The 17,611-nt window shown below is 66.8% G+C and carries 20 protein-coding genes and 1 pseudogene; 5 read left to right on the forward strand and 16 right to left on the reverse strand.

All coding sequences use genetic code 11. The features are described from left to right. Window positions 1–27: 27 nt before the first annotated feature. Together ACW11F_RS08620 and ACW11F_RS08625 are read right to left on the reverse strand one after the other, a co-directional pair. Window positions 28–282: a GlsB/YeaQ/YmgE family stress response membrane protein gene (locus ACW11F_RS08620; protein ID WP_456996440.1), complete on the reverse strand. Its 255-nt coding sequence runs from the start codon at window positions 280–282 to the stop codon at window positions 28–30. A gap of 98 nt (window positions 283–380) precedes the next feature. Next, entirely contained in the window at window positions 381–1,886 is a 1,506-nt protein-coding gene (locus tag ACW11F_RS08625) for a M20 family metallopeptidase (RefSeq protein WP_456996442.1), read from the reverse strand. A 248-nt stretch (window positions 1,887–2,134) separates the two neighbouring features. Here ACW11F_RS08625 and ACW11F_RS08630 point away from each other — a divergent pair, with 248 nt between their 5' ends. From ACW11F_RS08630 to ACW11F_RS08640, 3 genes are all read left to right on the forward strand, one after another. After that, window positions 2,135–2,431 (forward strand): ComEA family DNA-binding protein, encoded by a 297-nt coding sequence (locus tag ACW11F_RS08630; RefSeq protein WP_456996443.1) that lies wholly within the window; start codon window positions 2,135–2,137, stop codon window positions 2,429–2,431. A gap of 233 nt (window positions 2,432–2,664) precedes the next feature. Continuing rightward, complete coding sequence (locus ACW11F_RS08635; RefSeq protein WP_456996444.1) at window positions 2,665–3,279, forward strand: HutD/Ves family protein; 615 nt, start codon at window positions 2,665–2,667, stop codon at window positions 3,277–3,279. 89 nt (window positions 3,280–3,368) lie between these two features. Next, window positions 3,369–4,361 carry an oxygen-binding di-iron domain-containing protein gene (locus ACW11F_RS08640; RefSeq protein ID WP_456996445.1) on the forward strand — a complete coding sequence of 331 codons (993 nt, stop codon included), beginning with the start codon at window positions 3,369–3,371 and terminating at the stop codon, window positions 4,359–4,361. Between the two features lie 15 nt (window positions 4,362–4,376). On the opposite strand, the gene ACW11F_RS08645 is transcribed toward ACW11F_RS08640, so the two are convergent. The 8 genes from ACW11F_RS08645 to ACW11F_RS08680 form a co-directional block, all read right to left on the reverse strand. Beyond that, a complete protein-coding gene (locus ACW11F_RS08645) occupies window positions 4,377–4,709 on the reverse strand; it encodes a non-heme iron oxygenase ferredoxin subunit (protein ID WP_456996446.1) in 333 nt (110 codons plus the stop codon). After that, window positions 4,706–5,221, reverse strand: coding sequence for a GNAT family N-acetyltransferase (locus ACW11F_RS08650; RefSeq protein WP_456996447.1), 516 nt, complete (start codon window positions 5,219–5,221; stop codon window positions 4,706–4,708). Before ACW11F_RS08650 ends, ACW11F_RS08645 begins: the two co-directional genes overlap by 4 nt. Before the next feature lie 134 nt (window positions 5,222–5,355). Beyond that, window positions 5,356–6,579 (reverse strand): cysteine desulfurase, encoded by a 1,224-nt coding sequence (locus ACW11F_RS08655; RefSeq protein ID WP_456996448.1) that lies wholly within the window; start codon window positions 6,577–6,579, stop codon window positions 5,356–5,358. Then, complete coding sequence (sufD, locus tag ACW11F_RS08660) at window positions 6,579–7,817, reverse strand: Fe-S cluster assembly protein SufD (RefSeq protein WP_456996449.1); 1,239 nt, start codon at window positions 7,815–7,817, stop codon at window positions 6,579–6,581. Before sufD ends, ACW11F_RS08655 begins: the two co-directional genes overlap by 1 nt. Beyond that, window positions 7,817–8,581, reverse strand: a complete 765-nt coding sequence (gene sufC / locus ACW11F_RS08665) for a Fe-S cluster assembly ATPase SufC (RefSeq protein WP_456996450.1) — start codon at window positions 8,579–8,581, stop codon at window positions 7,817–7,819. Before sufC ends, sufD begins: the two co-directional genes overlap by 1 nt. A 44-nt stretch (window positions 8,582–8,625) precedes the next feature. Continuing rightward, complete coding sequence (locus tag ACW11F_RS08670) at window positions 8,626–9,087, reverse strand: lysozyme inhibitor LprI family protein (RefSeq protein WP_456996451.1); 462 nt, start codon at window positions 9,085–9,087, stop codon at window positions 8,626–8,628. After that, window positions 9,084–10,565 carry a Fe-S cluster assembly protein SufB gene (sufB, locus tag ACW11F_RS08675; protein WP_456996452.1) on the reverse strand — a complete coding sequence of 494 codons (1,482 nt, stop codon included), beginning with the start codon at window positions 10,563–10,565 and terminating at the stop codon, window positions 9,084–9,086. The genes ACW11F_RS08670 and sufB overlap by 4 nt, the downstream gene beginning before the upstream one ends. Before the next feature lie 8 nt (window positions 10,566–10,573). Next, window positions 10,574–11,032 (reverse strand): SUF system Fe-S cluster assembly regulator, encoded by a 459-nt coding sequence (locus tag ACW11F_RS08680; RefSeq protein WP_456996453.1) that lies wholly within the window; start codon window positions 11,030–11,032, stop codon window positions 10,574–10,576. A 121-nt stretch (window positions 11,033–11,153) separates the two neighbouring features. On the opposite strand from ACW11F_RS08680, the pseudogene ACW11F_RS08685 reads away from it, so the two are divergent. Next, window positions 11,154–11,645: pseudogene (locus tag ACW11F_RS08685) on the forward strand (SET domain-containing protein); the annotation flags it as partial. 849 nt (window positions 11,646–12,494) lie between these two features. Here the strand turns inward: ACW11F_RS08685 and ACW11F_RS08690 are convergent. The 5 genes from ACW11F_RS08690 to ACW11F_RS08710 form a co-directional block, all read right to left on the reverse strand. After that, a complete protein-coding gene (locus tag ACW11F_RS08690) occupies window positions 12,495–13,259 on the reverse strand; it encodes a hypothetical protein (protein ID WP_456996454.1) in 765 nt (254 codons plus the stop codon). Then, window positions 13,256–13,951 carry a hypothetical protein gene (locus ACW11F_RS08695; RefSeq protein ID WP_456996455.1) on the reverse strand — a complete coding sequence of 232 codons (696 nt, stop codon included), beginning with the start codon at window positions 13,949–13,951 and terminating at the stop codon, window positions 13,256–13,258. Before ACW11F_RS08695 ends, ACW11F_RS08690 begins: the two co-directional genes overlap by 4 nt. Next, window positions 13,951–14,376, reverse strand: coding sequence for a hypothetical protein (locus tag ACW11F_RS08700; protein WP_456996456.1), 426 nt, complete (start codon window positions 14,374–14,376; stop codon window positions 13,951–13,953). The genes ACW11F_RS08695 and ACW11F_RS08700 overlap by 1 nt, the downstream gene beginning before the upstream one ends. A gap of 52 nt (window positions 14,377–14,428) precedes the next feature. Beyond that, on the reverse strand, window positions 14,429–14,986 hold the full coding sequence (locus tag ACW11F_RS08705) for a M23 family metallopeptidase (protein WP_456996457.1): 558 nt from the start codon (window positions 14,984–14,986) through the stop codon (window positions 14,429–14,431). A gap of 160 nt (window positions 14,987–15,146) precedes the next feature. Further along, window positions 15,147–15,521 carry an HU family DNA-binding protein gene (locus ACW11F_RS08710; protein WP_456996458.1) on the reverse strand — a complete coding sequence of 125 codons (375 nt, stop codon included), beginning with the start codon at window positions 15,519–15,521 and terminating at the stop codon, window positions 15,147–15,149. A gap of 374 nt (window positions 15,522–15,895) precedes the next feature. Between ACW11F_RS08710 and ACW11F_RS08715 the strand changes: the two genes are divergently transcribed. After that, window positions 15,896–16,606, forward strand: coding sequence for a glycine zipper 2TM domain-containing protein (locus ACW11F_RS08715; protein WP_456996459.1), 711 nt, complete (start codon window positions 15,896–15,898; stop codon window positions 16,604–16,606). A gap of 81 nt (window positions 16,607–16,687) precedes the next feature. Here the strand turns inward: ACW11F_RS08715 and ACW11F_RS08720 are convergent, their stop codons facing one another. Further along, window positions 16,688–17,581, reverse strand: coding sequence for a PhzF family phenazine biosynthesis protein (locus tag ACW11F_RS08720; protein WP_456996460.1), 894 nt, complete (start codon window positions 17,579–17,581; stop codon window positions 16,688–16,690). Between the last annotated feature and the right edge of the window lie 30 nt (window positions 17,582–17,611).

Below are 17,611 nucleotides of genomic sequence, written 5' to 3' on the forward strand. Positions count from 1 at the left end.
CCGGGAGCATCCCGCAACGTTCCCCGATCAGCGTGTCGGGCGCTTCTTGCGCATCGCCTCGTAGACGAACAGCAACACCACCGCGGCGAGGATCGCCACCACCCAGGTCAGCACGCGACCCAGGCCAAGACTGACGGATACCTGGCCGCCGATCACCGCACCGACGATGCCAAGCAGGATGGTCATGATCCAGCCCATCGGATCGGAACCGGGTTTGATGAGACGGGCCAGCACGCCGATGATCAGGCCGCCGATGATGTAACCGATAACGCCTCCGAACATGGTGTTGCTCCGGTTGTTGAGTGCGTCACGGATGCTAGCAAGGCAGGCGTGATTGCCATGTTGCATCGCGGCAGGCATCGCGGCGCGGGAAGATCGGTTCAGCAGCAGCCATGATCGCCATGGCGTGTGCCGGAGTCGGCGGCAACCGCGGAGCCCGCGGTTTCACCGCGCAGGCTGGCGGCGTGATGGGCGGCGATCACGTGTGCCACGCAGGCGGTCACGCCCTTGCCCATGGGAATGTGCAGGAACTCGTTCGGCCCATGCGCATTGCTGTGCGGCCCGAGCACGCCGGTGATCATGAACTGCGCACCCGGGAACTTCTCGCCGAGCATGCCCATGAACGGGATGGTGCCGCCTTCGCCCATGTACATGACCGGTTTGCCGAACACCGCCTGGCTGGCGTCATCGACCGCCTGTGCCAGCCATGGCGACATGCTCGGCGCGTTCCAGCCGGTGGAGGATTTTTCCAGTTCGAAGCTGACCCTGGCCCGGTTCGGCGGATCCTGCAGCAGTGCATCGCGCAGCAGGCGACCGCCGGTTTCGCCATCCAGCGTCGGTGGCAGGCGCAGGCTGAGCTTGACCGCGGTGTACGGGCGCAACACGTTGCCGGCCGAGTCCAGTGGCGGCATGCCATCGACCCCGGTGATCGACAGCGCCGGGCGCCAGGTGCGGTTGAGCACCAGTTCGACCAGGTCATCGCTGACCGGTTGCACGCCATCTGCCCACGGGAACATCGATATCAGTTCGTCGCCGAGGGTGTCCGCCATGCGCTCGACCTGCTCGCGGCGCTCGGCGGGAATGTCCACGTGCAGGCCTTCGAGATTGATGCGCCCGGTGTTCTCGTCCTCCACGCGCGAGAGCAATTGCCGCAGCAGGCGGAAGCTGGAGGGCACCGCGCCCGAGGCGCTGCCGGAGTGCACGCCTTCGTCGAGCACGTCCACCCGCAGATTGCCGCCGGCCATGCCGCGCAGCGAGGTGGTGCACCACAGCTGCTCGTAATTGCCGCAGCCCGAATCCAGACACACCACCAGCGAGGGCTTGCCGATGCGTCCGGCGAGGTGGTCGACGTAGGCCGGCAGGTCGTAGCTGCCCGATTCCTCGCAGGCCTCGATCAGCACCACGCAGCGCGCATGGGCGATGCCCTGCGCCTGCAGCGCCATGAGGCTGGCCAGCGAGCCGTACAGCGCATAGCCATCGTCCGCGCCGCCACGGCCGTACAGCTTGTCGCCGCGCAGCACCGGCTTCCACGGACCGAGGTCCGGGTCCCAGCCGGTCATTTCCGGCTGCTTGTCGAGATGCCCGTAAAGCAGCACGCAGTCTTCGCCCGTCGCCGCGTCGCTGGCCGGGATCTCGATGAAGATCAGCGGCGTGCGGCCTTCCAAGCGCACCACTTCCAGTGTCATGCCGGGGATGTCCTGGCGCCGTGCCCATTCGCACATCAGCTCCACCGCCTGCTCCATGTAGCCGTGTTCGACCCAGTCCGGATCGAACATCGGCGACTTGTTGGGGATGGCGATGTATTCGATCAATTGCGGGACGATTTCCTCATCCCATTTGCGATCGACGAATGCGTTGATCTGGCGGGCATCGGGCAGCGTGGACATGGTGCGCTCCATGGCGGGAAACTCCGACTTTAGCGATTCGTGCATGTGCCGCCCGTGAGCATCGCCTGACCGCTGGGTAAGAAAACTCCTACCCATTGGCGGGAAAAATTCCGATGCTCCGACCAAGGAAGCGCCGATGGTCGTGCATGCTGCGCCGGCACAGACTGTCCCCAAGTTCCCGTCTGCCGAATCGGTCCTGGCACATGTCCATGCAATACCTGTCCGCTCTGCTTGCACTCCTGTTGCCGATGCTCGGCCCGCCCGGCCAGGCCACGGCGGCGGAGGCGGTGGACATCAACACCGCCGATGCCGAAAGGCTGCATGAAGCCCTGCAGGGCATCGATCCTGCGCACGCCCGCGCAATCATCGATTACCGGCAAGCGCATGGCGCATTCACCAGCGTCGAGCAGTTGGCCCTGGTCAAGGGTGTCGGCATGCAGGCCGTGGCGCGCAACCGCGAGCGCCTGACGGTCGGCGAGGCACGACCACGGCAACCCTTTTCGAGAGAGCAGAAGGGACGTGTTCCGTTGACTCGCAAACCCTGACACTCAGGGGAGTGTCCCGGCCTCGTGCAGGTGCGGGGCAGGACGCCCCAACACATGGCCAGGAAGGATCAAGGCCATCTGCCACAGGACGTGGCCACAGGGACGTGTCGTCGCCTGGCATGCATGGATGGCATGCCAGGCGACACCTTGTGCCCGGCATAGGGTGTTTTCCGAAGACAACGGCCCGACTGCCGGAGGCTGATGCAGGTCGGTGGCATGGCTAGACTCGGGCAATGCACATTCCGCGAATCATTCGTTTGGCCGATGCGGCGCGACAGCGCTGGCGCAATGGCGGTGGCTGGACCCGCGAAATCGTCGTGGGTGGTGCGGGAGTGGATTGGGACTGGCGCCTGTCACGGGCCGAGATCGAAGCGGACGGCCCGTTCTCCACATTCCCCGGCATCCAGCGCGAAATCGTCTTGCTCAGCGGCGCGGGCATGGCGTTGTGCTTCGATGATGGCGATTGCGTCGAGCTTTGCGCGCAAATGCCCAGCCTGCGCTTCGACGGTGGCCGTGCACTGCATGCGCGCTTGCTCGATGGGCCGGCAGAGGCGTTCAACCTGATGTGGAAACCGGCGCGTGTCGATGCCCGCCTGGAGCGACGGCAGGTACGTGGCAATGCCCGTTGGAGTGCCGGATCGGGCGAAGTCGCCGTCCTGCACCTGGCTGGCGGACGCATGCAACTGCCGGGCACCGGCATCGAGCTGCAAGGCGGGGACACGCTGCTGCAGCCTGCCGCCGGCGAAGCCATGACCCGGCCGCTGCTCGGAGACGGCTTCGCCCTTTTCGTCAACCTGTCCCCGAGGCGCGGGAGGCCGACGGTGCGCACGGCAACAGCCATGGCATGAATCCCGGCCGTGTCCATGGCTTCGGATGGGTTTCGTCCACACCCGGACCGACAGGTGCAGCGTTCCCGGCTCGGGCCTGAGCAGCGGTTGTGCGCCTGACCCATGCGGATGCGGCAGAAAACGCGGGGAAGCCGCCACGCCGCCGCACATGGGCAAGCCGCGCCCGGGATTTTGTGCGCATCGACACATTCTGCTTCGACATCGGTCGCGAATCGGGTTCTGCGCGCGAATATTTGATCGCGCTCACGTCCGCTCGCCGCCAACCGACTTATGGTGTCGGCAATCGTTCAGGATTGAATACGATGGGTCATGTGCTTTTTGAGTCCGGCGAGCATCGCTGCGTCGCCTTCAATGACCTGGTACGCGGAGAAGACGGCGTCCAGGCCAACCAGTTTCTGATCCAGCACGGCAGCCATTCGGCGCTGCTCGATCCCGGCGGCGCGCTGCTGTACAACCCGCTGATCCTCGCCATCGGCCAGTACGTGCGTCCGACCCAGGTGAACTGGATCCTGTGTTCGCACCAAGACCCGGACATCATCGGTTCGGTGGACAAGTGGATGCTGTACACCGAAACCACCATCGTCTGCTCCGAGTTGTGGGGACGCTTCGTGCCGCACGTGGTGCCGGGCTACATGAAGAATGCCGGGCGCGAGCGCTACAAGCTGATTCCCGACAGCGGCGGCCACGTGGATCTGGGTGATGCCAAGGTGCACCTGCTGCCCGCGCACTTCATGCATTCGGTCGGCAACTTCTGCTTCTGGGATCCGTCAAGCCGAATCCTGTTTTCAGGCGACGTCGGTGCCTCGCTGATTCCGAGCGGTGAGCCCTACCGCTTCGTGGAGAGCGATTTCGACGAGCACAAGCGGCGAATGGAGGGTTTCCATCGCCGCTACATGGCGTGCAACAAGGTGCTGCGCCTGTGGGTGGAGATGGTGCGCGAGCTGAATCCGGACATGATCGTGCCGCAGCACGGCTTGCCGCTGAAGGGTGAGGCGATGGGACGTTTCCTCGACTGGCTCGAAGCGCTGGAGTGCGGCACCGACCTGCTCACGCGCAGTGATTACCGCCTGCCGATGATGTGAGCCGGCAACTGGCGTTCAACGGTCGTCACGGGTCCAGATCGCGCCATCCACCACCTTGACCGGGAAACGGGCCACCGGCGTGTAGGCGGGGGGGCAGGTTGCCTCGCCGCTGCGCAGGTTGAACTTGGCGCCATGCAACACGCACTCGATCTCGCCGCGTTCGCCGTCCACCTCGCCGGCGGAAAGCTCGAAATCCTCATGCGTGCACTGGTCATGCACGGCGTAATAGTTCCCATCCAGATTGACCACGAGGATCGGCGTGTCGCCGTGCCACACGGTTTTCTTTTCGCCGGGCAGCAGCTCGGCCTCGGTGCAGACGAATTCCCAGTCGCGCAGGTCTTCGCTCACAGTGCTTTCTCCAGCAGTTCGAAACGCAGGTCGGGGCGACGCGGGATGCCGAAGCGCTCATCGCCATAGGGGAAGGGTTTGTGCACGCCGGTGCGGCGGTAGCCGCGGCGCTGGTACCAAGCGATGAGTTCCTCGCGCAGGTCGATCACGCTCATGCGCAGCATCCGCTGTCCAAGTTCCTCGCGCGCGATGCGCTCGGCCTGGGCCAGCACGCGGCTGCCGATGCCGCCAGCCTGCAAGCCGGGACGCACCGCAAACATGCCGAAGTAACCGGCGCCATCCTCCACCGCGACGTGCGCACAGGCGACCGGCTCGCCCTCGACTTCGGCAATCAGCACCAGACTGTCCTCGCGCGTGATGTCCAGTGCAAGCCGTTCCGCGTCAATGCGCGCACCATCGAGCAGATCGGCCTCGGTGGTCCAGCCGGCACGGCTGGCCTCGCCGCGATAGGCACTGGTGACCAGCTCGAGCAGCATCGGGATGTCGGCGGTGGTGGCGTGGCGGAAACGCATGAGGCGAGGAGTGAGTGAAGAGGAGTGAGGAGTGAGAGGGGGACGCAAGAGCGACGCGGGAGTGGAGAGGGGAGTGTGGCAGCGCCAGCTTTTGCTTTTTCTCGCTTCTCACTCCTCTTCACTCACTTCTGGCTTCAAGCCAGCAGCCGCCGCACCTTTCCGATCGCCGCGGCCAGTGCCTCCACGTCCTCGTGCGTGTTGTAGAACGCGAGCGAGGCGCGGCAGGTGGCGTTGACGCCGAAGAATTGCAGCAGCGGGTGTGCGCAATGCTGGCCGGAGCGTACCGCAACGCCTTCCAAGTCGAGCAGGGTGGCGAGGTCGTGTGCGTGCACGCCATCGATCAGGAAACTGATGATCGCCGCCTTGTCGGGCGCAGTGCCGATGATGCGCAGGCCTTCGATTTCGGTCAGTGCGCGCGTGGCGTGATCGAGCAGGTCGGCCTCGCGTTGGCGGATGTTGGCCATGCCGATCGCGTCCAGCCATTCGACCGCCGCGCCAAGCCCGGCGAAGCCGGCGATGTTGGGGGTGCCGGCCTCGAAGCGCTGCGGCGGGTCGTTGAACACGCTGCCCTCGAAGCGCACTTCGCGGATCATCTCGCCGCCGCCGATGAACGGCGGCATCGCTTCCAGATGTTCGCGCCGCGCCCACAACAGGCCGGTTCCGGTCGGGCCGCACAGCTTGTGCCCGGTGGCGGCATAGAAGTCGCAGCCCAGCGCGGCGACGTCGACCGCCATGTGCGGCAGCGCCTGCGAGCCGTCGATCACGCTGACGATGCCGCGCCTGCGTGCTTCGCGGCAGATTTCCTGCACCGGGTTGACCGTGCCGAGCACGTTGCTGACATGGGTCAGGCCGAGCAGCTTCACCTCGGGCGTCATCGCCGCCCACAACGCATCCATGTCCAGTGCGCCATCGGGCTGCAGTTCGGCCACGCGGATGCTGGCGCCGGTGCGCTCGGCCACCAACTGCCACGGCACGATGTTGGCATGGTGCTCCATGCGGCTGAGCAGGATCACGTCGCCGGGCGCGAGCCGCGGCAGCGCCCAGGAATAGGCGATCAGGTTGATGGCGAAGGTGGTGCCGCTGGTCAGCACCAGTTCGTCGCTGCGCATATTGAGGAAAGTGGCGAGCTTGCGCCGCGCATTCTCGTAAAGCTCGGTGGCCTCGGCACCGAGCTGGTGCACCGCGCGGCTGACGTTGGCATTGTGCCGGCGGTAGTACGCATCCACCGCTTCGATCACCGCGCGCGGCTTCTGGCTGGTATTGGCCGAATCGAGATAGACCAGCGGCTTGCCATGCACCTGCCGCTGCAGCAGGGGGAACTCGGCACGGATCGCCTGCCAGTCGATTGCGCCGCTCATCACGCAGCGCTCTCGCGGCGCGCCAGCGCACGGTCGACATGCGCTTCGAGCATCGCACGCAGCTGCGCATCCTCGACCATGGACAGCAGGTCATGCACGAAGGCGGCGGTCAGCATCTGACGGGCTTCGAGCTCGCCGATGCCGCGCGAGCGCAGGTAGAACAGTGCGGTCGGGTCGAGCTGGCCCACGGTGGCGCCATGCGCGGCCTGCACTTCGTCGGCATGGATCACCAGCACCGGCTGGGTGTTGATGTCGGCCGTGTCGGACAGCAGCAGGTTGCGGTTCTGCAGGTCCGCGTCGCTGCCATCGGCGCCGGCGAGGATGGTGATGCCGCCATGGAACGCCAGTTTGGCGCGATCGTCGGCGAGCCCGCGCCAGGGCAGGTCGCAGCGTGTGTCGCGCGCGGCATGGGTGATTTCCAGACGGGTATCGAGATGACGCCGGCCATCGCCGAGCAGCAGGCCGCCACAGGCGGCATGCGCGCCGCTGCCCTGCAGCTTCAGGTTGAGCTCGTGGCGTGACAGCGCCGCGCCCAGTTCCAGATCCAGGCGCCGGTAATGCGCATCCTGCTCCAGCCGCACCTCGCTGCGCAGGTAACGGCTGGCGGCGTTGCTGTCATGTTGCAGCCGCAGGTGCTGCAGCTGCGCCTCGGCCTCAAGCCGGATCTCGATGTGGCTGTTGTCGAAATTGGCGTGCGCTTCCACGCCCAGCTGGTGTTCGACCAGGGTCAGTGCCGCGCCCTGCATCAGATGCAGCTGGTGGCGCAGATGGCTCACTCGGTCATCGCCATCGCCGATGCCGAGGCTGACCAGATGCAATGGCTGCGAAATCGACCCGCGCACCTGGATGCGGGCGCCGTTGCGCGCCAGCAGCGCATTGAGGTTGGCGAACACCGCATCGCCCGCCGGCTGCCAGGCATCGGCCTGCGCGGGGATCTCCAGTGCGGCGCGCTCGTGATGCCGGCAATCGATGTCGATGTCCTCGCCCAGGCCGTCGAAATCCGACAGCCCGGCATCGAAGTGGCCATTGACGAACACGATGCGCGGCGCGGGAATATCGGCCAGCAGCGCGGCGTCGGCTGGCAATGGCGTGGCCGCAGCGAAACGGCGCCGCTCGAAGGCGCGCAACGGGGTGTATTTCCACGCTTCCGAGCGCGGTCCGGGCAGACCCGCCTCGCGCAGGAGGTGGGCCGCGGGTTCCTCGTGGCCGGCCAGCAGGGAGTCGAGCAATGCACTCATCAGGCCGCCGCCTCCGGCGTGATGCGGTCACGCACCCAGGCGTAGCCATGCTCTTCGAGCTTGAGCGCCAGTTCCGGCCCGCCGCTTTCCACGATGCGCCCATCGGCCAGCACGTGCACCACGTCCGGCTTGATGTATTCCAGCAGGCGCTGGTAGTGGGTTATGACGACGAATGCGCGATCGGGCGAGCGCAGCGCGTTGACGCCATCGGCCACCGCCTTGAGCGCATCGATGTCGAGGCCCGAATCGGTCTCGTCGAGGATCGCCAGGCGCGGCTCCAGCACCGCCAGCTGGAAGATCTCGTTGCGCTTCTTCTCGCCGCCGGAAAAGCCCTCGTTGAGGCCGCGGTTGAGCAGGTTGTCGGGCAGGTGCAGCACCTTGATCTTCTCGCGCACCAGCTTGAGGAAGTTGACCGAATCCAGCTCCGCTTCGCCACGTGCCTTGCGTTGCGCGTTCAGCGCGGCGCGCAGGAAATAGGTGTTGTTGACGCCGGGGATTTCCACCGGGTACTGGAAAGCGAGGAACACGCCGAGCGCAGCGCGCTCCTCCGGCTCCAGCGCAAGCAGGTCCTGGCCATCGAACGACACGCTGCCCTCGCTGATGTCATAGCCTTCGCGGCCGGCCAGCACGTTGCCAAGGGTGGACTTGCCGGCGCCGTTCGGGCCCATGATGGCGTGCACTTCGCCCGGCTTCACCGCCAGTGAAAGGCCGTTGAGGATGCTGCGCTCGCCGGCGCGGACATGAAGGTTCTGGATATCGAGCATGGGTTGGTCCCGGGACAGGTGGGGAATGGGAAAGAGGGAAGGGTTCAGTTGCCGGAGATCGGGCGCGAGCCACTGCACACGCTGCCTTCGGGCAGGCCGTCGAGCCAGGCGCGCAGCTGCGCGGTACGCTCGCGGGTCAGGCGCGCCTTCTCGTTGAGCCGGCACATCGGATTCACCGAGCCGTAGCGGATGCGCGGGTCTTCGTCGGCTTCGGTCGGGAACAGGGCCTCCATTTCGGCATCGCGGAAGGCGATCCAGCGACGCTGTGCGGTGCGCAACCGATCCAGGAACAGCGCGTCGTCGGCATGACGCCGGCGCACTTGGGCATAGACCTCGTTGAGTTCGCGGTCGGCCGCGGCCAGCTCCTGAGCGGCGCAGGCGTTGAGCTCGGCCTGATTGCCGTCCATGCGACACGCGGTGTCCGGCGCCTGTGCCAGCGCCAGCGCCGGCAACAGCGCCAGACTGCCAAGCAGGCCGGCAAGGCATGCGGGCAGGCGCGCACTCATCCGACCGCCCCTTCCAGCGACACTTCCAGCAGCGCCTTGGCTTCCACCGCGAACTCCATCGGCAGTTCGCGGAACACCTGCTTGCAGAAGCCGTCGACGATCATCGACACCGCGTCTTCCTCGCCGATGCCGCGCGAGCGGCAGTAGAACAGCTGGTCGTCGCTGATCTTGCTGGTGGTCGCTTCGTGCTCGACGGTGGCGTCGGCGCGGCGCACCTCGACGTAAGGGAAGGTATGCGCGCCGCACTGCTTGCCGATCAGCAGCGAGTCGCACTGGGTGTGGTTGCGCGCGCCCTCGGCCGAGCGCTCCACGCGAACGAGGCCGCGGTAGGTGTTCTGCCCGTGGCCGGCGCTGATGCCCTTGCTCACGATCTTGCTCTTGGTGCGCTTGCCGACGTGGATCATCTTGGTGCCGGTATCGGCCTGCTGGCGGTGATGGGTCAGCGCCACCGAGTGGAACTCGCCCACGCTGTCATCGCCCAGCAGCACGCAGCTCGGGTACTTCCAGGTGATCGCGCTGCCGGTCTCAACCTGGGTCCAGGTCACCTTGCTGCGCGCGCCGCGGCATTCGGCGCGCTTGGTGACGAAGTTGTAGATACCGCCGACGCCGTTCTCGTCGCCCGGGTACCAGTTCTGCACCGTCGAATACTTGATCTCGGCATCTTCCAGCGCGACCAGCTCCACCACCGCCGCATGCAGCTGGTTTTCGTCGCGCATCGGCGCGGTGCAGCCTTCCAGGTAACTGACGTGGCCACGATCCTCGCAGATGATCAGGGTGCGCTCGAACTGGCCGGTATGCCCGGCATTGATGCGGAAATAGGTGGACAGCTCCATCGGGCAACGCACGCCCTTGGGGATGTAGACGAAGCTGCCATCGGAGAACACCGCCGAATTGAGCGCGGCGAAGAAGTTGTCGCCCACCGGCACCACGCTGCCGAGGTACTGGCGCACCAGGTCCGGGTGCTCGGCGATGGCCTCGGACATGGAACAGAAGATGATGCCCTTCTCGGCCAGCTCCTTGCGGAAGGTGGTGCCGACCGACACCGAATCGAACACCGCGTCGACCGCGACGCCGGCGAGCTTCGCGCGTTCGTGCAGCGGCACGCCGAGCTTGTCGTAGGTGTCGAGCAGCTCCTGCGGCACTTCGTCCAGCGACTTGTACTTGGGGCCCTTCGGCGCGCTGTAGTAGGACAGCGCCTGGAAGTCGATCGGATCGATTTGGAGCCGCGCCCATTCGGGCATCGGCATGGTCAGCCAGTGACGGTAGGCCGCCAGGCGCCATTCGGTCATCCACTCCGGCTCCTGCTTCTTCGCCGACAGCGCGCGGATGATGTCCTCGTCCAGGCCCGGCGGCAGGGATTCGGTTTCGATGTCGGTGATGAAGCCGGCTTCGTACCTGCGCCCGAGACGGGCATGGATTTCGGCGTTTTCCTGCGGCGCGTCGGGCGCGGTGGCAGGCAGGGCAGTGGATGTGTTCATGGTGGTCTTCAGGCCAGCGCGAGGCGGGCGGGAATGCGCTTGCGCGCAGGGAGGGCAGGGCGAATGTCACCGTGCAGCATGGCGTGCAGGCTGACCGCGGACAGCGCATCGGCGATCACCGTGTTGATGTGGCGCCAGTTGCCACGAATGCCGCAGGAATCCTCGATCTCGCATTGGCCATGGTCGGTGCTGCATTCGGTCATCGCCAGCGGGCCTTCCATCGCCTCGACGATGTCGGCCAGCGAGATCTCGCGCGGGTCATGTGCCAGGCGGTAGCCGCCATGTGCGCCACGGATGCCTTCGACCAGGCCTGCCTGCGCCAGCGGCTTGAGCACCTTGGCCGCGGTGGGCGGCTCGATGCCGGCGCGTTCGGCCAGCTCCGCGGCGCTCAATACCGCCTGCGGCGTGGCCGCCAGCACGCTCATCAGCACGGTGGCGTAATCGGTGAGTTTGGTGACGCGAAGCATGGCGGCGTGGCGGAGGCTGGCCAGGGAAATCAATCAGGACCGGAATTGTACTATTAAGCCGGCCCGCGGCAAAGCGCGGCATGCGGCACAATGCCCTGCCAGTCGTCAGCCATCGCCTTTCATGTCGAAGAAATCGAAGAAGTCGAAAAAGAAGTCGCGCAAGATCGAACGCCGCCAGTCACCGATCCACGGCAATGGCGTATTCGCCACCCGGGACATCGCCAAAGGCGAAAAGGTGATTCGCTACAAGGGCTTCCTGCGCTCGCATGCCGACGTCGATGCCGAGTACGGCGGCATCGAGGAGAACGGGCATACCTTCCTGTTCACGCTCAACGACGAGTACGTGATCGATGCCAATGTCGAAGGCAACATCGCGCGCTGGATCAACCACAGCTGCACGCCGAATTGCGAGGCGGTGCTGTACGAGAACCCGAAGGGCAAGCGGCACAAGGACAAGGTCGTCATCGAGGCGCTGCGCGACATCGCCGCCGGCGAGGAACTGTCCTACAACTACGGCATCGTGCTCGACGAGCCGCATACCGACGAATTGAAAGAGCTCTGGGCCTGCCGCTGCGGCGCGCCCGGCTGCAGCGGCACCCTGCTGCAACCCAAGCCGGAAGAGAAGGCGGAGGAATCGACCGGGGACGGGGCGAGTGAGCCGCTCGCCGCGTCGAGTGACAAAGCGGAGGCGAAAGCGCCTGGCAAGCCATTGGCGGAGGCATCCCAACCTGCGCAGCGCGGCACGGGCTCGGAGACGGAGGGTGCGGCCACCGGCAACAAGAGCGATGCCAGCCGCGTCGATGAAAAAACCACGTCCCGGACCGTACGCAAGAAGGCTGCCGGGAAATCGGATGGCGGCAAGCGGGATGCCAAGCCGAGTGAAAGGACGAAGGGCGCTGCCAGCGCAGCCGACGAACCCGTCGCGAGCCAGGCTGGCACCAAGGCGGCCGCGAAGAAAGCCAAGGCGAAAAAAGCCGGCAGGAAAGCGGTTTCCAAGGCCGCGGTGAAGAAGACCACGGCCGGCAAGCGTGGCGCAACCAAGGCAGTGAAAAAGGCACCGCTCACCTCGGCCGTCGCCAAAAAAGCGGCCACCGAGTCCGGCGGCAGGAAAACGGCCAGCGGCAACGCCACGGCCGGCGTGAGCGCCGCCAAGGCGCCGCGCAAGAAGAGCGCGACGAAGAAGGCTCTAACCCGATCGGCGAGCGGGAAATCGGTGACGGGCAAGAAGTCCGTGGCGAAGGCACCGCGCAAGCAGAGCACCTCGAAGCGCAGCGTTGCCGAATCCGCCGGCAAGAAGGCCACGGCCAAGTCCACCCGCGGGAAAGCCGCCGCCAAATCCAGCGCCAGAAAAGCGGTGACGAAGACGCCGCGCAAACAGGCGGCGACCGTGAAAACCGTCGCCAAGCGTGCCGGCAAGAAGGCGGCTGTGGCGACGGATACCCGCGCTACCCGCCGCGGCTGATCATTGCGCGCCGCGTGCCGGCGGCGCGTAGCTCAGTTCGCCAATCTGCAAGGCGCTGCCCAGACGCGGCCAGCGTGCGTCGTCACTGCGGTATTCCGAGTCACCTTCCGGATACGCGTCGCCGCCGGCCGAGGGCGCAGGTTCCAGGCGCACGCCCAACTCGCCGATGTCGCCTGCGCTTGGGTCGAGCTTGCCGCCGTTCCAATCCGCCACGCGCCCGCCATAGTCCCAGGACAAGCCGTAGAAGGTCACCGGGGCGGCATTGATGGTGACCAGTTCCTGCAGCGGCATGCCGATGCGCACGCCGCTGGCGAAATGCCACAGCGAGCCCGGATCGGAAACCCGCACCGAGGCCAGTCCCGCGAGCGCGGCGGTGTCGGTGAAGTAGAGCGTGGCGCGACGCTCGGGCTGTTCCGGGAACAGCACGATGCCGCGCGTGGTATCGCCTTCGGCCAGTGGCAGGTCATCCACCACGCGCACATTGTCGGTGCCGTAGCGCGCCTGCAGCTGCTGCAGCGTGGTGTCGGCCGTGAGCGCGCCGGGCAGGCGCCAGTCGTGCGCGCCATCGGCAGGTACGGCGGGTGCGGCCGGTTCCGGATTGGCAGTGGCAGTGTCATCTGCGGAGCTGGCGCGGGCAGGCGGAGCGACCTCTTCCGCATTCCCGTTGCCCGGTGCGGGGGCGTTGCAGGCGGCGAGGGCGAGCACGAGCATGGCGACGGGCAGCCGCAGGTGCTGACTGGTTCGGGACATGGGGTGTTGGGTCATCGGATTTCCCTCAAGTTGGCGGAGCGGATGCGCCAGGCGCGTTGCTCGGCATCGGCGCCATCCACCACGCTGCGCTGCAACTGGTAGCTGCCGGCGTAGCGGGTCTGGCCGCCATCGGCATGGCGCGCGGTCAGGGTCACCGGGACTTCGATGTGGCGCTGCCCGGCGCCCGGCTCGATGCGCCCGGGCTGGCCGATGCTGAGCGACACACCGACGGTGTCGGCATAGCCGTTGCGGAACTGTTGCAGGGTCTGTCCGCTGGCTTCGCCGCGACCGCGCCACAAGGCATAGGCGGAAGCCGGATCGCCATTGTTTATCGCGGCGTAGTAGTCGCGGATGACCTGCACGGCGGCATCGGCGCCGGGTTCGGGTGGGGCATCCGTACCGGTGGCGGTAACCGGTGCCGGCAGGGGTGGTGCATCGGCCAGCAACGGATCATGGATCGCAGGTTCGGCGCCATCCTCCGGCAATTCCTCGATGCCCGGCACGTCGATCTGCACCGGTTGCCCGTCGCCTGCCGCCGGCATGCCGGTGATCGAGCCGGCGCCGCCGGCGGGCGTGGGCAACGGTGTGCCCGGTGCATGGGCGTTGCTCGCGTCGTTCCCGGCGCTGCGCTGGCGCGGGGATTCACCGCAGGCCGCGAGCAGCAGGCACAGGCCGACGGCGAGCACGGGGAGGGGGCGGGCCTGCATCACAGCACCCGTCGCCGCGGTTGCAGCCAAGCCAGCAACAGGCCGAGCAGCAGCATGGCCAGCGCGGAAAGCACGATCTGCTTGAGCACCACCATGCCAGGCCAGGGCTGCACCGCGTAATAGACCAGGTAGCCGGGCAGCGGCACGGTCAGTGCCATCAGTGCACCGAAGCGCAGGCCCTGACGCACATCGCTGGTCGCGCGTGGGTGGAAGGCGCGATACAGCGCGGTCAGGCCGAAGCCGATGCACAGGTGCGCCAGCAGCATCCATGGCAAGTAGCGAGCGCCATGCTCCGGGCCGCGGATCAAGCCGGCCGGCACCAGCGCCGCGTAATCGGCACGTAGCAACAGGCCGTGGATGAGGAAGTCCAGCACCAGCGCCACGATGCCGGTGACCAGGCCGCAGATCAGGAAGCGCTTGTCCATGCCGGCATGCTAGCGCGCTGCCGCGCGAAGACGGCGTTGATGCACGCAGGCTTCATTCATTCGGGCCCTCGGCCTGCAGCAGCGGCCACGGGTTGTAGGCACCATCTGTGCGGTAAATGCCGTAATGCAGGTGCGGTGGCGTGCCGCGCGCATTGCCGCTGTCGCCGACGTAGCCGAGCAGGGTGCCGGGCTGCAGCAAGTCGAAGCGCCGGATGCCGGGTGCGAAATCGTCCAGGTGCGCGTAGTAGTGGCGCTCGCCACCCGGGCCCAGCACCCACACCTGGCGCCCACCCAGGCCACTCTCGCGCAAGTCGATGACAAGGCCGCGGGTGCTGCTGCGCACCGGCGTGCCGCGTGCGGCGAAGATGTCCACCCCCTCATGCCGGCGTCCGCCACTGCGGGCCGCGCCCCAGGTGTCGGCGATGCGCCGTGCCGCGACGCCTTCGACCGGTACCGGCAGGCTCGCCGGCGGCGGCAGCCGCGAAAGGCGCCACGCTTCGCACAGCGCCAACGCCCACGGCTGGCGCGCGCTCCACAGGCCGCCTGCAACGAGCAGCAGCAGGACCAGCGGCCACAACGGCAAGCGCGGGGTGCGTCGGTGTCGGGGCATGCATTCGTCATGTGCCGGAACGGGCGTCCAGCATCGCGCATGTGCGTGTGGCGGGAATGAAGCCGCCTCCTCGACGACGTGCGTGGTGCCTTGTCCGGGACACAAAAAAACCGGGGCCGTCGCCGGCCCCGGTTCGTGCATCAGGTGATGTCGCCCGCGATCAGCTGGCGGCGTCCTTGAGCTTCTTCAGCGGACGCACCTTGACCTTGACCGAAGCCGGCTTGGCGGCGAACCACTGCTCTTCCTTGGTGAAGGGGTTGATGCCCTTGCGGCGCGGCTTGGCCGGCACCTTGGTCGAGGTGATCTTGAACATGCCCGGCAGGGTGAAGCTGCCCGCACCCTTCTTGTGCATCGATGCCTGGATGGTGTTCTCCAGCGCGGCGAGCACGTTCCTGACGTCCTTGGCGGCGACTTCGGCGTGTTCGGCGATGTGCGTCACCAGCGCGGACTTGGTCATCGGCTCGGTGATCGGCTTCATCGTCTTGGCAGCCGCCTTCTTCGGCGCGGCCTTTTTCGGCGCAGCAGCTTTCTTCATGGCCATGGGTTTCATGTTCCTCTGGATGATGTTGGGTAATGCGCGGTAACGACCGGCGACTCAATGTATTGCATGCCGCGCCCTGCGCCAAGGGGTTTTGCACGGTTTTTTGCGGGTTTTTCGCCTTGTGCGGCTGTTTTCGTCCGCGTTTGCCGGTCGCGGGTCGGTCGTGGTCGCGGATCAGCGCGTCATGGAGTGCGGCAGGGGGCGATTGCAACTGCCGGGCCTGCTGCCCATGGCCGGCCTTCGCAGCGAGGGCAGGCGGATCGGCACAGGTGAACGAAGGGCAACGCGAATGCGGAATTCAGCGCGGTTTCAATGCCCGCATCACAAGGTGGTGGCAGGCGCCAGGGTCAGGCGCGGGGAGTTGCATGATGAAGAAGCGTCTTTTGATTCCATCGTTGGCGATCGCTCTGGGCTTCGCTGCGGGCGCGGCGAGCGCACAGGACGCCAGCAGCCTGCTGCTGGGTTACGACACTTCGGTGAATCGCGGCTACCGCCCTGCGGTGCAGCCGGCGTACCCGTCGAGCGGCATGCAGCAGGATGCGCAGTACGACTGGGCACGGGTGATCAGTGCGGTGCGCGTGCCCGCGGGCGGTTATGCCAGCAGCGGGTATGGCGATGCGGGTCAACGTTGCTACACGCGCGATGATGGCCATGCCGAAGGGGCGTATTACCCCGGTCAGCCGAATGGTGGCTACTACGGTGGCTACCCCGGCGGCCAGCGCGCGGGCTCGCAGGCTGGCCGCACCATGGCCAGCATTGCCGGTGGCGTGGTCGGCGCGGTGCTGGGCAGCAAGGTCGGTGGTGGCAGTGGCCGTTATGCGACCTCGGCGATCGGCTCGATGGTCGGCAGCCAGGTCGCGGGCAGCATCTACGATCAGGCGCAGCGCGAACGTCGCCGCGGTCAGGTCACGGTCTGTGATCCGGTCCCGGTGTCCGGCGGCCAGCCGGGCTACGGCCAGGCCGGGTGGGGCGATGCCTGGGACGTGACTTACGAATACAACGGCCGCCGCTATACCCGGCGCATGGATCACCACCCGGGTGATCGGGTCCGGGTGCGGGTCGACGTCAGCCCGCAGTAAGCATCGTATACCTGCGCATGCGCCTGTGCCTGCCGTCGCAGCTCGCCCGGCGGGTGGCGCGCGTGTCGTGCCGAGCGTGAGTCAGTACCAGTCGATCTGGCCGTGCACCACGCTGACCACGCGGCCGCCCGACCACACATCGCCGTTGTCATCGACCTGGAGTTCGATGATCGCGTCATGACCGACTTCGCGTCCCTGACTGATGCGGTAGAAACCATCCGCACCAGGCAGCGCATCGCGTGCGGCCAGCCACGCGGCGAGGGTGGCGTTCGCAGCGCCCGAGGCGGCATCCTCGAATTGCGACGGGGCACCGACGAAGGCGCGCACCGCGTAGTAATAGACCGGGTCATGGCTGCGCGCGTATACGAACAGGCCCATGCTGCCGCTGTCCTCGGCAAGCCGGCTGATCGCGGCCCAGTCCGGCTGCGCCGCGCGCAGTGCGGCTTCGCTTTCCAGCTCCGCCAGCCACCAGCGGCGGCCGCCGTCCATCAGCGCCGGTGGCAACCCGCCCAGCGGCAGCCCGGCCAGCGCATCGCGCAGGCGCGGATCGTCGGCGTTGGCGGTTTCCAGCAGCGATGCGCGCGGCGTGCGTATCGCGATGCTGCGGCTCGCGCCCTCGCCCTTGATGCGCAGCGGCAGGCGACCGGCGATGCCGTCCTGCACCAGTTGCCCGTCGACCGGCGTGGCAATGCCGGCTTCCAGCACCACGTGCGCGGTGCCGACCGACGGATGCCCGGCGAAGGGCACTTCGCGGCGCGGGCTGAACATGCGCAGCCGATAACTGCTGTCGGCATCGACCGGCGGCAGCACGAAGGTGGTTTCCGGCAACCGGGTCCAGCGTGCGATGTCCTGCATCTGCTGATCGGACAGCCCTTCGGCATCCAGCACCACGGCCAGCGGATTGCCCGCGCCGGGACGGTCGGCGAATACGTCGACTTGCACGAAGGGGCGCGGACGGCGGGTGGATTTGCTCATTAGAATGGGACTTTCGCCAGCGTGTCTGGC

Source organism: Luteimonas sp. e5, assembly GCF_054031035.1.

Coding starts and splice junctions, on each gene's coding strand:
- ACW11F_RS08620 (WP_456996440.1), bottom strand. CDS start 282: ATGTTCGGAGGCGTTATCGGTTACATCATCGGCGGCCTGATCATCGGC.
- ACW11F_RS08625 (WP_456996442.1), bottom strand. CDS start 1,886: ATGTCCACGCTGCCCGATGCCCGCCAGATCAACGCATTCGTCGATCGC.
- ACW11F_RS08630 (WP_456996443.1), top strand. CDS start 2,135: ATGCTCGGCCCGCCCGGCCAGGCCACGGCGGCGGAGGCGGTGGACATC.
- ACW11F_RS08635 (WP_456996444.1), top strand. CDS start 2,665: ATGCACATTCCGCGAATCATTCGTTTGGCCGATGCGGCGCGACAGCGC.
- ACW11F_RS08650 (WP_456996447.1), bottom strand. CDS start 5,221: ATGCGTTTCCGCCACGCCACCACCGCCGACATCCCGATGCTGCTCGAG.
- ACW11F_RS08655 (WP_456996448.1), bottom strand. CDS start 6,579: ATGAGCGGCGCAATCGACTGGCAGGCGATCCGTGCCGAGTTCCCCCTG.
- sufD (WP_456996449.1), bottom strand. CDS start 7,817: ATGAGTGCATTGCTCGACTCCCTGCTGGCCGGCCACGAGGAACCCGCG.
- sufC (WP_456996450.1), bottom strand. CDS start 8,581: ATGCTCGATATCCAGAACCTTCATGTCCGCGCCGGCGAGCGCAGCATC.
- ACW11F_RS08670 (WP_456996451.1), bottom strand. CDS start 9,087: ATGAGTGCGCGCCTGCCCGCATGCCTTGCCGGCCTGCTTGGCAGTCTG.
- sufB (WP_456996452.1), bottom strand. CDS start 10,565: ATGAACACATCCACTGCCCTGCCTGCCACCGCGCCCGACGCGCCGCAG.
- ACW11F_RS08680 (WP_456996453.1), bottom strand. CDS start 11,032: ATGCTTCGCGTCACCAAACTCACCGATTACGCCACCGTGCTGATGAGC.
- ACW11F_RS08690 (WP_456996454.1), bottom strand. CDS start 13,259: ATGACCCAACACCCCATGTCCCGAACCAGTCAGCACCTGCGGCTGCCC.
- ACW11F_RS08695 (WP_456996455.1), bottom strand. CDS start 13,951: ATGCAGGCCCGCCCCCTCCCCGTGCTCGCCGTCGGCCTGTGCCTGCTG.
- ACW11F_RS08700 (WP_456996456.1), bottom strand. CDS start 14,376: ATGGACAAGCGCTTCCTGATCTGCGGCCTGGTCACCGGCATCGTGGCG.
- ACW11F_RS08705 (WP_456996457.1), bottom strand. CDS start 14,986: ATGCCCCGACACCGACGCACCCCGCGCTTGCCGTTGTGGCCGCTGGTC.
- ACW11F_RS08710 (WP_456996458.1), bottom strand. CDS start 15,521: ATGAAGAAAGCTGCTGCGCCGAAAAAGGCCGCGCCGAAGAAGGCGGCT.
- ACW11F_RS08715 (WP_456996459.1), top strand. CDS start 15,896: ATGAAGAAGCGTCTTTTGATTCCATCGTTGGCGATCGCTCTGGGCTTC.
- ACW11F_RS08720 (WP_456996460.1), bottom strand. CDS start 17,581: ATGAGCAAATCCACCCGCCGTCCGCGCCCCTTCGTGCAAGTCGACGTA.